Source organism: Kribbella sp. (genome assembly GCF_035687465.1).
Taxonomy (GTDB): domain Bacteria; phylum Actinomycetota; class Actinomycetes; order Propionibacteriales; family Kribbellaceae; genus Kribbella.
On the sequence record NZ_DASRXP010000704.1, the window covers coordinates 37,592 to 51,811 of the forward strand.

Sequence of the window (14,220 nt, forward strand, 5' to 3'; positions counted from 1 at the left end):
ACGTGAGTGTCGCGGGCTCGGCGCTGCTGACTGCGTCCGGGGGTGATGCACCCGCGCGGGTGCAGATGGGCGCGACGCTCGGCTTCCACATCATCCTCGCCTGCATCGGGATCGCGATGCCGACGATCGTGTTGCTCGCGGAGTACATCGGCTTGAAGCGGCACAACTCTGTGGCCTTGCTACTTGCCCAGCGGTGGTCCCGGGCACTCGGCGTCCTCGTCGCGGTCGGGACGGTCACCGGCACCGTGCTGTCCTTCGAGATGGGGCTGCTGTGGCCCGGTCTGATGCGCGAGTACGGCGCCGTCCTCGGGATGCCGTTCGGGTTCGAGGGTGTCTTCTTCCTGCTGGAGGCGGTGTTCACCGCGATCTACATCTACGGCTGGGGACGCCTCAGCGGCTGGAAGCACTTCTGGACCGGCGTACCGATCGCGGTCAGTGGCATCGGTGGCGCGATGTCGGTCGTCGCCGTCAACGCCTGGATGAACCAGCCGGAAGGCTTCCAGGTCGTCAATGGCCAGGTCACACAGATCGAACCGTGGCAGGTCTTCTTCAACCACGCCTCGGCGTACGAGACCCCGCACATGATTCTCGCCGCCTACATGGTCTCCGGGTTCCTCGCGGCCTCGATCTATGCGGCGGGCATCCTGCGGGGACGGCGGGACCGCTACCACTTCACCGGCTTCGCGATCCCCTTCGCCGTGGCGGCGGTCCTCACTCCTGTGCAACTGATCGTCGGTGACACAGCCGCCCGGGCGGTTGCCGCTGACCAGCCGACGAAGTTCGCCGCCATCGAGTACGTCGAGACCACCGGCACCCACGTACCGGAGTACCTGGGTGGCATCTACGTCAACGGCCACGTGTACGGAGCTCTCCGGATCCCGAGCATGGACTCGTTGCTGGTCGGATTCTCGCCGGGCACCAAGGTGATCGGCTGGGAGAGTGTTCCGGCCGAGCTCCGTCCACCGGCGGTGACGCTGCTCCATCTCTGCTTCGACGCCATGGTCGGGATCGGGAGTCTGTTGTTGCTACTGGCTCTGTGGTTTCTCGTGGCGTACTGGCGCCGTCGAACACTGCCGAACACCCGGCTCTTCTGGCGGCTCGGACTACTTGGCGGGCCGGCCGCAGTACTCGCGATGGAATGCGGCTGGATCGTCACGGAGATCGGGCGCCAACCCTGGGTCGTCTACGGGTACTTGAAGACCGCGGACGCGGTGACCGCCAACAACGTCACGCCGGCTCTCACCGCGATCGTGATCGTCTACGCCGGCCTGGGCATCGGCGCGATCATGCTGCTGCGTGCGATGTCCCGGCGGTGGAGAGCTGCGGACAGCCCCGACATCCGCGGTCCGGTGGCTGAGCGAGCCCTTCAACCGGTCTGGAGGCGACGCCGATGATCGCGACTGTGGTGGGCTGTGTACTGCTGGCGGTCATCACGGCCTACGCGACCTTCGGCGGCGCGGACTTCGGCGCCGGATTCTGGAATCTCCTGGCCGGCGGTGATGTCGCGGGACAACGGCCGCGGAAACTGATCGAAGACTCCATCACCCCTGTCTGGGAGTCGAATCACGTCTGGCTGATCTTCGCGCTGGTCCTCTTCTGGACCGGGTACCCGAAGGCCTTCTCCGCGGTCATGTCGGCCGATGCCGTGCCGCTGTGGCTCGCCGCTCTCGGCATCGTGCTCCGGGGAGCCGCGTTCGCCTTCTCCAAGGAGACGCTCGGTCTGGGCGGGCGCCGGGCGCTGGGAGCGACCTTCGCCTTGAGTTCTGTGCTGACGCCGTTCTTCATGGGATGTGTCGTTGGCGGTATCGCGACGGGCGCAGTACAGGCCGATGCGACTAGCTCCGACCCGGCTAGCTGGACCAGTGCCACGTCGATTCTCTGCGGAATCTTGTTTGTCGGGGCTTGTGCTTACCTTGCGGCCGTCTACTTGGTCTGGGAGGCCGGGCGGCGGCACGACCTGGAACTCCAGACCTACTTCGTCCACCGGGCTCAGGTCGCCGGCACCGCCACGGGCCTGGTCTCCGTGGCCACGCTGGTTCATCTGCGCGACGCGAACGGTTTGCTGTTCGATAGGTTGACCGGACGAGCGCTGCCGCTGGTGATCCTGGCCGGAGTCTGCGGAGTGCTTGCCCTTGGCATGCTCATCACCCGGCGTTTGCGCGGACTGCGTGAGGTCGCCTGGCTCGGAGTCGCCGCCGTTGTGTGGGGATGGGGCATAGCGCAGTACCCGACGATGCTTCCCGGAACCAGCCTCACCATCAGCAACGGCGCACCGACCGCGACGCTCGACACGTTGGTCGTGCTGGCGGTGTTCGCCTTCGTCGTGGTGACGCCGTCGTTCCTGCTGCTCTTCTGGCTCCACGGCCGACAGCTTCTAACCTCCGACGAGAGTGAGCCGACATGAACAGCGGCGGTGTTCTACACCAATGTCGAGATGCAGCCAAGGTGAGCCGGATCCGCAGAGAGGTCGCGGTCAGCAGCTGACCGCGACTCCTGCCAGGGTGGCGGCATGTTGGAAACCTCGGCGCGGCTCCTTCGGCTGCTGGGGTTGCTGCAGTCGGGGCGCGGATGGCCTGGGACCGAACTCGCCGCCAAGCTGGGCGTGAGCCCACGGACGTTGCGGCGTGACATCGACAAGCTCCGCACGCTGGACTACCGGATCGAGTCGTTCGGCGGCCTCGGTGGCGGCTACCTCCTGGCCGCCTGCTCGACCGTTCCCCCGATGCTGCTGGACGACGACGAAGCCGTCGCCGTGGCCATCAGCCTCCGGACGGCGACCGCCTCGGCCACCACCGACATCGCCGAAACAGCGCTGCGGGCCTTGGCCAAACTCGACCAGCTGATGCCCTCACGACTACGGCACCGGCTCCGGCCCTTCGACGCCGTCGTGTCCGCGCCGGTCCCAGGTCCGACGGTGGACCCGGCGGCTCTGGCCGAGATCGCCGGCGCGATCCGCGATCTCCGCCGGCTCCGCTTCGGGTACGTCGTCGACGGCACCGAGTCCCGGCGTGAGGTCGAGCCCTACCGGCTGATCCATCGTGGACGCCGCTGGTACTTGCTGGGCTGGGATCTGGCGCGGCAGGACTGGCGGACCTTCCGGGCCGACCGGATCGGCACAGAAAGGGTCATCGGGCAACGATTCGTGGCGCGTCCGCTGCCGTCCGACGACATCGCGGCGTACGTCGGCCGCCGGGTCGGATCCGGCTCGTTCCGGTACGCGGCGGTCCTGACCATGGTCGGTACGGCCGAGGACGTCGTCGCCGAGGTACCGCCCTCGCTGGGACGGGTCGAGGCCATCGACGACTCAACCTGCCGGCTGTGGATCGGCTCGGACGACCTGGACCATCTCGCCGTCTGGATCGCGGCCTTCGGGTTCGAGTTCACGATCCACGAGCCACCCGAACTGATCGAACGGGCCAGAGTCCTCGCGGGCCGACTCGCCCGCGCAACCGGCGGTCAGCCAATCAGTCTCTGGACAGACGAAGCTCGACGGCCTGACTCTCCGCCTCGGGATCGGTGAAGCCGAGCAGCCGCTCCCCCTCCGCCACGACCAGCTCCTTTTCAGCCGAGGTGAACCGGCCAGGAGCATCGACCGTCAGGCATACCCGGTTCTGCTGACGTTTCGCCTTCCAGAATCCCCGGATGAGGCCGTCGACCAGCACGGGTGCATCCGTGACAAGGCGTCCCCGCAGCCGATCCTCGACAAACCGGGAGCGGTCGACGTGTGCGAGAACCACGTTGTCGAGTGGCGGCAGAAACCTCACGGGGGAAGGGACATCCGGGCCCGGACGCGGTGCGTCGGGCAGGTCGAACAGTTCCTCACCGCCGGCGCTGGTGAACGACACCAGCTCGGCTCGAAGGCCGTCGACGACCTCGCGCAGCCGGGTCAGCCCACTCCAGGCCTGGAGGTCGCGACCCGAAGCGGGTCCGAACGCGGCGAGGTACCGCACCAACAGGGTGTCCGCACCCGCGGAAGGTTGCCCTGAGTACCCGATCCAGTCGCCGGCCAGCCTCAGATGGGACGGCCCGTGCCGGCGCCACAGCCCATCAGGGGGCGGATGAACCACCGGCACCAAGCCCTGGACGGCACGAGCCAGGGCGACCACCTCACCTTGCGGCCATTTCTCGGCGAGGGCTCGCCCCAACTCCGGCCGGGTCACGGTCTTGTCCCGCAGCAGCGCCTCGGCCGTCGCCGCCAGCTCGGCGGCGTCCACGCCGGGAATCGCCCGCCCGAAACTGGTTCGCTGCCACCGCTCCAGCATCGGGCGTAGTACTGGGTGCAGCCACTGGTAATCGGCCGCGGTGACCAGATGCTGGGTGCCCCGGAACAAGGTCGCCCGGACAATGGTCCGGTCGTTCAGCCGCTCCTGCAGATCCTCGATCCGGAATCCTTCCAGCCGGTTCCAGAGGCCGATGTAGGGCGGATCGGGATCCTGCCCCTGCAGTCCGACCAGCTGGGTGACCATCTCCGTGGGTCCCGTGGCGACTCGCTCCAACAACGACTGACGAGCCAGGGTGGCGCGTCCGAGCGCGCGACTGGCGATGATCGGCATCTACTCCGGCGTCCTCTCGGTGGCGGGCGGACTCGATCAGGTTCCCGCGGCCGGCCGGCCGCGGGAACCTTGCAGACTAGTTCAGCCCGGCCGCGAAGGCGCGCAGATCGGCAGCCAGCAGGTCGGGAACCTCGAGCGCCGCGAAGTGGCCGCCGTGCTCCAGCTCGGTGAACCTGGTGACGGTGAAGAACCGTTCGGCGTACTCACGCGGCGGAGTCGCGATGTCCTTGGGAAACAAGGCGAATGCCGTCGGCACGGCGATCTGCTGCTGCCACTCGGCACCCGCCGCGTCCCACGCCGTACCGTCGCCATCGGTTGAACCGGCATCGCCGGCCCCATCCCAGTCCGCGTCGTCGCCCGCGCTCCAGTCGCCGTCCATGCCCTCGCTGTAATAGCGGATCGACGAGCGGATGGTGTTGCCGAACCAGTAGAGCATCACGTTCGTGACCAGGTCCTCCCTCGCCGGCAGCCGCTCCGACAACCGCTCGAAGTGCTCGATCAGCCAAGCGGCCAAACCGACCGGCGAGTCGCTCAACCCGTACGACAACGTCAACGGTTTGGTGGACTGGATGGCGACATACGCGGCATCCTTGCTGCTCCACGCCTCCACCGCGTCGATAAACGCAACCTCGGCCTCGGACGCCTCGGCCTTGTCGATCGTGAACATGTTGCCGAAGGGCACATCGGTCAGGTGCAGACCCATCACCCGGTCCGGATGGTTCCGGGCGATCTCCTGCGCCACCGCGCTTCCCCAGTCGCCACCGTGCACAAGGTACCGCTCGTAGCCGAGGCTCGCCATCAGCTCGGCGATGCTCGCGGCAGCGAACCCCGCACTGATCTGGCCTTCGCCCGGTTGCGCCGAAAAGTCGAATCCCGGCAACGACGGGACGACCACATCGAACACGACCCCGCCGTCGTCCGTACCGGTGGTCAGACGCTCGATCAGATGCGCGTAACGGTAGAACGAGTCCGACCAGCCGTGCAGCAGAACGATCGGCACCGCACCCTCGCCCGCCGCCTTCTCCTGCAGGAAATGGAGGTCGAGACCCTGGGCCTTCGCGATGAAATGCGAGAACCGATTCAGGTTCTTCTCGACCGCGCGCCAGTCGTACTCGTCGAGCCAGTAGCGCGTCAACTCCTGCATGAACCCCAGCTCGGTCCCACTCGCCCAGCCGCGCGGCTTCAGCTCGTTCGGCCACCGCGTGCTGCCCAGCCGACCCCTGAGATCGTCGAGATCCCGCTGGGGCAGCTCGATCGAGAACGGGCGATGTTCCATGCTTCCTCCGATGAACGTCGGTTGAACCTGCGCGGTCAACCTACGAACACCCGCGGCCACCTTCTGTCCTCGACGAGAGGCGACTTCTCAGCTGACCGCCGGCGGCTACCAACTCACCCGTCATGTGCCATGTCAACAAACCGCGAGTAATGCCCCTGGAACGCAACAACCACGTCGGCCGTAGGACCGTTGCGGTGCTTGGCCACAATGAAGTCCGCCTCCCCCGGCCGAGTCGACTCCCGCTCGTACGCATCCTCCCGATGCAACAGCAAAACAACGTCAGCATCTTGCTCCAGCGAGCCCGATTCGCGAAGGTCTGAGGCCATCGGGCGTTTGTCGGAGCGTTGTTCGGAGCCTCGGTTCAGCTGGCAGATGGCTACTACGGGGAGCTCTAGTTCTTTGGCGAGGAGTTTGATGGAGCGGGAGAACTCGGAGACCTCGAGTTGGCGGGATTCGACCTTCTTGCCTGACGTCATCAGCTGGAGGTAGTCGATCACGATCAGCCGGAGGTCGTGGCGCTGCTTGAGGCGGCGGGCCTTCGCTCGGATCTCCATCATGGTGAGGTTCGGTGAGTCGTCGATGAACAGCGGTGCCTCCGACACCTCGCCCATCTTGCGGGCCAACCGGGCCCAGTCCTCGTCCGTCATCTTGCCGTTGCGCATGTGGTGCAGCGGCACCTTCGCCTCGGCCGACAACAACCGCATGGTGATCTCGTTCCGGCTCATCTCCAGCGAGAAGATGCAAGAAGTCAACCCATGCTTGATCGAAGCCGACCGAGCAAAATCCAGCCCCAGCGTCGACTTTCCCATAGCCGGCCTGGCCGCGATGATGATCATTTGGCCGGGGTGGAGGCCGTTGGTCAGTTCGTCTAGGTCGGTGAAGCCGGTGGGGACGCCGACCATGGCGTCGCCGCGGGAGTCGATGGCCTCGATCTCGTCGAGGGCGCCCTCCATAATGTCTTTCAGGGGGGCGTAGTCCTCGGTGGCGCGCTTCTCGGTGACCTGGTAGATCTCGGCCTGGGCCTGGTCGACCACGTCGTCGACGTCGCCTTCGCCGGCGTAGCCGATCTGGACGATCTTGGTGCCGGCCTCGACCAGGCGGCGCAGGATCGCCTTCTCCCGGACGATGTGCGCGTAGTACCCGGCGTTCGCCGCCAGCGGGACGGAGGCGACCAGGGTGTGCACGTACGGCGCGCCGCCGATCCGCGCCATCTCGCCACGCTTGGTGAGCTCGGCCGCGACCGTGATCGCGTCGGCGGGCTCACCGCGGGCGTACAGATCGGTGATCGCGTCGAAGACGACCTCGTGCGCCGGCCGGTAGAAGTCCGTGGCCCGCAGGGTCTCGATGACGTCCGCGATCGCGTCCTTGCTGAGCATCATCGCGCCGAGCACACACTGCTCGGCCGCCAGATCCTGCGGTGGCGTGCGGTCGAAGCCCATCTCCGGGTTGCGCTCTTCGTTGCCGCCGCCCTGCCCCCCGCGGAACTCCGCAACGCTCACTCGTCCGACCTCCCTCGTCCGCCGCTGACCAGCATTCACCCGCAACCGCTGACCCCGGCCGCGTTCGAACACCTGTTCGAAGCGTAAACGGACTCACCGACAGTTCTCGCTGGCAGCATCCGCAGGCGGACTCGCCCCCGAGACTGCGGGCGGACGGTGTCAGTCACGCGACCGTACGCCCCTCCCGCCGAACCCCGGTAGCCGGTCGTCCACAGGGGGTGTGGACCACCTGTGGGAAACCCCGTGATCGGGTGTGCACAGGTTGGGTATATCCCTGTGGATATCTGTGGACCAACTTCCACAACCCCGCTCTGACCTGCGGTTTTGTCTACGCACAACTGTGGAGAAGAAAAAGATTCGATACCCCCAGGTCCGGTGGACTGTGCACAGGGGTTGCCAGGCACAATGAGGCCCATGCTCAGGACCAGCCGGCCGGCGCCCGGCCTCCGCGCCAGACCGCGCCCTCACCTGGCGACAACCGCCGCGTGAGCGGCCGGGACCGGTACGCGCAAGACCGGGAGATTCTCCGGCTCGCGGTGCCGGCGTTCTTCGCGCTCGTGTCCGAGCCGTTGATGCTGCTGGCCGACTCGGCGATCGTCGGCCACCTCGGTACGCCGCAACTAGCCGCGCTCGGGGTCGCCGGGACCATCCTGCAGACGCTGGTGGGGATCTGCGTGTTCCTGGCGTACGGGACGACCTCTGCCGTGGCCCGGCGAATCGGTGCTGGTGACCACAGGGGAGCACTCGCGCAGGGCATCGACGGACTCTGGCTGGCTCTGCTGCTGGGCGTAGTACTGGCTATTGCCGGGTTACTACTGGCTCCGCAGGCTATTGCCGCGTTCGACCCGTCGCCGGACGTTGCGGACTATGCCGTCACCTACCTGCGCATCTCCTGCCTCGGCATCCCGTCGATGCTCCTACTGCTGGCGGCTACCGGCGTACTGCGTGGTCTGCAGGACACCAAGACCCCCATGGTGGTGGCGATCTCCGCGAACCTGGTCAACATCGCGCTGAACCTCTTCCTGGTCTACGGCCTCGATCTGAACATCGCCGGCTCCGCACTGGGCACTGTGCTCGCCCAGACAGCAGCAGGTATCGCCCTGGTCGTCGTAGTGGTTCGCGGCGCAAGGCGAGACGGTGCCAAGCTGCGCCCCGACCGCCCGGGCATCCTTGCCTCGGCACAGTCCGGCATACCGCTGGTCGTCCGCACCCTGACGTTGCGCGTGGCAATCATTCTCGCGACCTTCGTAGCCACCTCCCTCGGTACTACGTCCGTCGCGGCGCACCAGGTCGCCTTCACCCTCTGGTCGTTCCTCGCCCTTGCGCTGGACGCGATCGCCATTGCCGCACAGGCGTTGACGGGTCGCGCGCTGGGTGCGGGTGATGTAGAGGGGACCAGGGCGATCACCCGGCGGATGATGTGGTGGGGCCTGGTCTCGGGATTCGTTGGAGGGCTCGCATTGTGGGGTCTGCGGGATCTCTACGTGCCCTTGTTCACCACTGACCCAGAGGTGCGCAGCACGCTGGCCGCAGTACTGCTGATCGCTGCGATCTGGCAGCCCGTCAACGGTGTGGTGTTCGTGCTGGACGGCGTACTGATCGGCGCGGGTGACGGGCCGTACCTGGCGGTCGCGGGCGTGATCGCATTGGTGCTGTACGTGCCGCTGGCGCTCAGCGTGCTGTGGTTCGATGGCGGGGTGGTCGCGCTCTGGTGGGCGTTCGGCGGGTTCATGCTGCTGCGGCTGCTGACCCTACTGACCCGGGAACGCCGCGACGATTGGCTGGTCACCGGCGCCGTCCGCTGAGACCGCGGCCGGCTCTCGGCAATGACCCAGTTTTGCGGCATGGTTGAGCGCGACCGGAAGGAGCGGCATGGCCGACACCAACGACGAGGCGATCCGTGAGGCCGAGGAGGAACTGCGCGTCCGCGGCGAACTCGAGCAGGACGCCCTTGCCGAGCGGGAGCGCCAGGACACCCGCCGCCGCCACGACGTGAACCTCGCCGATGCTGAGGTCGCGGAGGCCTTGCGGTTGGCCCACGCGGATGACCAGACCCGGGCCCGTTACCGGGGCGAAGCGCGGCGCGAAGCCCAGCTCTCGCGGCAAGACACTGCGCGCGAGGTGAGACTGCGCGCCGGAACCGCCGGCCGGGACGACCCGGCGGCGGACGCGGACCGCAACAAGGCCGACCGCTACCGGGCGTCCGCGATCATCGAGACCAATCGGGCGAACCGTGACGACGCCACCGCCGACACCTACAGCGCCGACGCCCGCGAGCGCCGGCTGGAGGCCGCCCAGGTTCAAGAACCCGAACAGCCGCCTGCCGTCGAGGCGGTGCTTAATCCTCCCAAGCCAGCGCCCCGCGCTCGGAAGAACCTCCGCTTCCGACGCCGCAAGACCAAGGAACTAAGGGACTACGGCCTCGGCGACTAGTGCGCGCAACCCCAACGGATTCCAACGGGGCACTAGCCACGCGCCTCGCGAAGTACGCGCGGGCGTCCGATGAAGGTCTCCTGAGCTTGCAGGCCGAGTGACTTTGCCAATGAAGGTGGCACGTTCGACTTTCCCGTTGTGCGCAACGGCATTTTATGTCCTCTGAGGCAGGCCGATAGCGTCGGATTCATGTTCATGGAGAGAGAGTTTCAGACGGCCGAAGAGCTTGCGACCGCGTTGCGTGCCGGTGAAGTGACCTCGGTGGAACTGACCGACGAGGCGATCGCTCGTATCGAGCGGGACGACAAGGTGATCAACGCGATCTGTGTGCCGGACTTCGACCGTGCGCGGGCCGCCGCACACCGTGCCGACCAGGCGCGCGCCCGCGGCGAGGACCGGCCTCTGCTCGGTATTCCGGTGACGGTCAAGGAGTCCTACAACATTGCCAGGCTGCCCACGACCTGGGGCATGCCGCAGTACCGGAACTATGTGCCGCCCGAGGACGCGGTACAGGTGTCGCGGCTCAAGGCTGCCGGCGCGGTGGTGCTCGGTAAGACCAATGTGCCGTTGGGGCTGCAAGATATCCAGAGCTTCAACGAGATCTACGGCACCACCAACAACCCGTGGGATCACGGCCGCACGGCGGGCGGGTCCTCCGGCGGGTCGGCGGCGGCCCTGGCGTGCGGGTTCGGCGCGCTGTCCATCGGTACCGACATCGCCAGCTCGCTGCGCACCCCCGCGCATTTCTGCGGCGTCTACGCACACAAGCCGACCCTCGGGCTGGCGGCCAACCGCGGCATGGTCCCGCCGACCGCGCCGGCACTGCCGTCCGACCTCGACCTCGCCGTCGTCGGTCCGATGGCGCGCACCGCCCGCGACCTCACGCTCCTGCTCGACGTCATGGCCGGGCCGGACCCGCTGACGCTCGGCGTCGCGTACGACGTGACGCTGCCTCCCGCGCGCCACGAGCGGCTCCGCGACTTCCGGGTCTTGGTCCTCGACGAGCATCCGCTCATTCCGACCGGGTCCGCCGTGCGGGCGGGCGTGAACCGGGTGGCCGCCGCGCTTGTCGACGGCGGCGCCCGCGTCGAACGGCACAGTCGGCTGCTGCCCGACCTGACCGAGGCCGCGACGCTCTACACGCAACTGCTGATCTCGAGCACCCCTGCGCGTTTTCCGATCGAATCGCACGAGCAGCTGCGGAACCGCGTCGCTGGACTGCGCGCGGACGACCAGAGCCTGGACGCTGCGCGGCTGCGCGCCATGGTGTTCAGCCACGGGGAATGGATGGAGACGAACAACCGTCGCGAACTCCACCGCCACGGCTGGCGGCAGCTGTTCGCCGAGTTCGACGCCGTGGTGTGCCCGATCACGCCAACGCCCGCGTTCCCGCACGACCACCACCCCAATCTGATGGAACGGCGCATCGACATCGACGGCGTCGAGTACCCGTACCTCGACCAGCTCGTCTGGGCCGGCCTGGCCACCATGCCCGGCCTGCCCGCCACCGCCATACCCGCGGGTCGGTCCCCCGAGGGCCTGCCGGTGGGGGTACAGCTCATCGGTCCGATGTTCGAGGACCGCACCCCGCTGCGGCTGGCCGAACTGCTCGAGCAGAAGATCGGCGGCTTCCAGGCACCGAAGTAGGCGGATCAGATTCCGCGGAGGTTGGGCTGGCGTTGGTCGAAGAAGAGGCCGGACGGTGGTTCCTCCACCGGCAGCGGCGGGATGGGGTACTCACTGTGCTGCCCGCGGCAGGCCGCGAACGTCCCGTCCGGATCGAGCAGCGCCATCATGTGCGGGTCCGCGTGGTCGCGCCACCAGACCGACATCCCCGTCGCGGGATCGAGCCGCAGGTGCTCCCAGGCGCGCCAGATCGAGTCGAGCCGGCTGAGCGCCTCGGCGTGCCGGTACCACTCCGGGCACCAGACGAACTGCTGCCCGATGCGCCGGCTGTACAGGTAGACCAGCCGGTCCTCGACGAAGGCCGCGACGTGCGGATAGAACAGCTCCTGCTCACCATCCACGACGTTGCTCCTCGTTGTTGTTCTGCTCCCAGACCGGGGTGGTCTGAGGCGGTGCCGGCGGGACGCCGGGCTGCGGCCGGCCGGCCGCGATCCAGGCGTTCGCGCCTTGCGGCGTGGTCGACTGGGCGGCCCCTGGATCGTGCCGCGCGAAGGATGCCTTCACCGTGTGCGCATCCGGGCGAGCCATCCACGGCACGGTCTTGATCATCGTCGCAGGGATGCCGGACGGGAAGATGACCGCCCTGCCGGGCGGCAGCGCGGCGAGGTCCGAGACCTCCATGATGTGGTGCCGCTGGGTCTGCTTGCTGGTACCGCGCTCGCCCTTGTTGTACGACACCGAGTTCGAGGTGATGTCGTAGTCGCCGATCAGCTTGCTCAGCCGCTCGAGGAAGTTCGCGTCGGACACGCCACCGCCGTACACGCGGATGTTCGCCGCGGACCAGAGCTTCTCCATCCCGCGCTCGCCCCAGCACTCCATCCCCTGGGCCCACGACTGCAGGATCGTCATCAGCACGATGCCGCGCGAGCCGAAGTGGCTGTAGAGGTCCGGCAGGTCCTTCCAGCGGCAGACGTTCGCCGCCTCGTCCAGTACGCCGACGAGTGGGCTCGGCATCCGCCCGAGCGGGCAGGTCCTCGCGTAGTCCTCGGCCGCTTCGACCACGGCCACCGTCAAAGCGGTGACCAGCGGGCCCGCAGTACCGGCGCCCTCCTTGGACAGGCTGTACAGCGTGCCGCCCTCGCGGACGAACTTGTGCGGATTGAACTGCGGTCGGTTGTCGTTCTGCGCCTGCGGGGTGACCCAGCGGGTGACCTTGCGGTTGATCAGGAACTGCGCGCTCTGCTGCGCGGTGCCGTAGACGCCGGCCCGCTGCTTGTCCGGCGCATTGATGACACCGGCCAGGGCGTCCGCGGACAGCTGGAGACCAGGGGTGTTCCGCAGGATCCGTTCGGGCTCGTCGTTCCGTTGGTCGGCCAACCAGCTGTAGACCTGCGTGATCGGGCGCTTAGCCACCGCGGCGGCAAGCAGCAGACCAGCCAGCAGATCGGTGCCGGCGGCATCGAAAAAGGCATCCGTGCGAGCACCCTCGGACCGCTGCGACGCAACGAAGTGCTCAGCCAACTGCCGCGCCTTCACCTCATCAATGACGTAGCTGAGCGGGTTCCACCACCACTCCGGCTCCTCATCGCAGACCTCCTGCGGGTCAAACACCCAAACCGGCCCGTACGCCGCCCGCGGATCCCGCGTGGCATCCACAATGTCCCGCTTATTAGAAGTAGCAATCACCGCCCCCGGCGCATCCAAGATCGCGGGCACCGCACGAGACGTCGTGTTGTGAGTAACGATGAACTCGTCGGTGACAAACAGTCCATCAGCTGCTGCAACCGAGATGCAGACCATCTCCATCTCACCTTCCGGCTCGATCGCCTTGATGGCGCGGACGGGTCTGGCGCTGCGCCTTCGCAGCACTGCATCTTCCCACCGCTGACTCTTGCGAGGTAGCCGGAATGGCCCTGGCGCCTCGACCGGCATACGGACGTTGGACCGGTACGACGGCGCATGCAGCGTCTCGCGCCGTGTGGTGGTGACGGTGCCACCCAGGGACTGCACTAGGAACCGGAAGTCATCGGACAGCTGAGGCGATGAGCTGGAGAACTCGACAATGCCCTTCGCGTCGATGGACCCATCAGTGTCAAGTAGCCCTGCAAGAAGGGATCGACGTGATGCAACGTCCGCCAGCAAATACTCCGCCGGGACGAACTTGGTCAGAGACGAACAGCCCATCAGTCCGATGCGGCGAAGCAGTGCCGGAAGTGGATTGCGTGGACCAGATAGCCCTGATGTCAAGTACCAGTCGTATTCTCTGCCACTCTTCTGCCTTGGCTCGACACCATCGGGCAGAAGAGGGCGAAGAAGCCGAAAGAGATCCCTCGGCTCGGCAGTCGTTACGACAATTGATCCTCGACGGATGCACCCGTCGCCGAGAAGTACGCCCAGCAGATACGGATCAATGGGCAATGGGTCTACTGGTCCACTGAGTTTGGTATCCAAGCCATCGGCGACCGTTGTCGAGTCAGTTGCCCGACCCGGCGGGAGTACCCCTTCGAACCGCACCGGCTCGACAAGAGGTAGGTAATACTTGGCACCTCCGCTCGCCCGTGTGAGCCCGCGGTCTCGCATCTGCTGCGTTGTCCAGGTCCGCCACATCTCGGGGTGTTTCTTATCCGCCCTGATCTTCGGACGAACAGTCCACAGATGATCTGGATCGCACAGGATCGACGTGCCATCACTGATGTGCAGCCGGTACGCGGGCCGTTGTCCTTGTGGATAGACGCCTGTGACCGTGGTCGGCCGCCCGTCTCTGCCGATTACCTGACAACCACGGACTAGGTCCTTGATTGGTACCCAGCCATGTGGGGTCAAAACTGGCGTG

The 14,220-nt window shown here is 66.9% G+C and carries 11 protein-coding genes and 1 pseudogene; 6 read left to right on the forward strand and 6 right to left on the reverse strand.

All coding sequences use genetic code 11. The features are described from left to right. The first annotated feature begins 2 nt into the window (after positions 1 to 2). The 3 genes from VFG33_RS38405 to VFG33_RS38415 all read left to right on the forward strand — a co-directional run bounded on the left by VFG33_RS38405 (position 3) and on the right by VFG33_RS38415 (position 3,520). Entirely contained in the window at positions 3 to 1,394 is a 1,392-nt protein-coding gene (locus VFG33_RS38405; protein ID WP_325057954.1) for a cytochrome ubiquinol oxidase subunit I, read from the forward strand. Next, the gene (locus VFG33_RS38410) at positions 1,391 to 2,404 is read left to right on the forward strand and encodes a cytochrome d ubiquinol oxidase subunit II (protein ID WP_325057955.1); all 1,014 of its coding nucleotides are present in this window, start codon (positions 1,391 to 1,393) and stop codon (positions 2,402 to 2,404) included. Before VFG33_RS38405 ends, VFG33_RS38410 begins: the two co-directional genes overlap by 4 nt. Before the next feature lie 105 nt (positions 2,405 to 2,509). Further along, positions 2,510 to 3,520 (forward strand): helix-turn-helix transcriptional regulator, encoded by a 1,011-nt coding sequence (locus tag VFG33_RS38415; RefSeq protein ID WP_325057956.1) that lies wholly within the window; start codon positions 2,510 to 2,512, stop codon positions 3,518 to 3,520. Here VFG33_RS38415 and VFG33_RS38420 read toward each other — a convergent pair. The 3 genes from VFG33_RS38420 to dnaB all read right to left on the reverse strand — a co-directional run bounded on the left by VFG33_RS38420 (position 3,465) and on the right by dnaB (position 7,268). Next, positions 3,465 to 4,553 (reverse strand): winged helix DNA-binding domain-containing protein, encoded by a 1,089-nt coding sequence (locus tag VFG33_RS38420; protein ID WP_325057957.1) that lies wholly within the window; start codon positions 4,551 to 4,553, stop codon positions 3,465 to 3,467. The two genes, VFG33_RS38415 and VFG33_RS38420, sit on opposite strands and share 56 nt — an antisense overlap. Before the next feature lie 76 nt (positions 4,554 to 4,629). After that, a complete protein-coding gene (locus tag VFG33_RS38425) occupies positions 4,630 to 5,829 on the reverse strand; it encodes an epoxide hydrolase family protein (protein ID WP_325057958.1) in 1,200 nt (399 codons plus the stop codon). Between the two features lie 113 nt (positions 5,830 to 5,942). After that, the gene (dnaB, locus tag VFG33_RS38430; protein ID WP_325057965.1) at positions 5,943 to 7,268 is read right to left on the reverse strand and encodes a replicative DNA helicase; all 1,326 of its coding nucleotides are present in this window, start codon (positions 7,266 to 7,268) and stop codon (positions 5,943 to 5,945) included. 545 nt (positions 7,269 to 7,813) lie between these two features. Here dnaB and VFG33_RS38435 point away from each other — a divergent pair. The 3 genes from VFG33_RS38435 to VFG33_RS38445 all read left to right on the forward strand — a co-directional run bounded on the left by VFG33_RS38435 (position 7,814) and on the right by VFG33_RS38445 (position 11,408). Beyond that, positions 7,814 to 9,133, forward strand: coding sequence for an MATE family efflux transporter (locus VFG33_RS38435; RefSeq protein WP_325057959.1), 1,320 nt, complete (start codon positions 7,814 to 7,816; stop codon positions 9,131 to 9,133). 67 nt (positions 9,134 to 9,200) lie between these two features. Beyond that, complete coding sequence (locus VFG33_RS38440; RefSeq protein WP_325057960.1) at positions 9,201 to 9,761, forward strand: hypothetical protein; 561 nt, start codon at positions 9,201 to 9,203, stop codon at positions 9,759 to 9,761. A 189-nt stretch (positions 9,762 to 9,950) separates the two neighbouring features. After that, entirely contained in the window at positions 9,951 to 11,408 is a 1,458-nt protein-coding gene (locus VFG33_RS38445) for an amidase (RefSeq protein ID WP_325057961.1), read from the forward strand. Between the two features lie 5 nt (positions 11,409 to 11,413). On the opposite strand, the gene VFG33_RS38450 is transcribed toward VFG33_RS38445, so the two are convergent. The 3 genes and pseudogenes from VFG33_RS38450 to VFG33_RS41345 all read right to left on the reverse strand — a co-directional run. Next, the gene (locus VFG33_RS38450; protein WP_325057962.1) at positions 11,414 to 11,788 is read right to left on the reverse strand and encodes a DUF4913 domain-containing protein; all 375 of its coding nucleotides are present in this window, start codon (positions 11,786 to 11,788) and stop codon (positions 11,414 to 11,416) included. Then, complete coding sequence (locus tag VFG33_RS38455) at positions 11,778 to 13,256, reverse strand: type IV secretory system conjugative DNA transfer family protein (protein WP_325057963.1); 1,479 nt, start codon at positions 13,254 to 13,256, stop codon at positions 11,778 to 11,780. Before VFG33_RS38455 ends, VFG33_RS38450 begins: the two co-directional genes overlap by 11 nt. A gap of 114 nt (positions 13,257 to 13,370) precedes the next feature. Further along, a pseudogene (locus VFG33_RS41345) lies at positions 13,371 to 13,994 on the reverse strand (LAGLIDADG family homing endonuclease); the annotation flags it as partial. Positions 13,995 to 14,220: the final 226 nt, after the last annotated feature.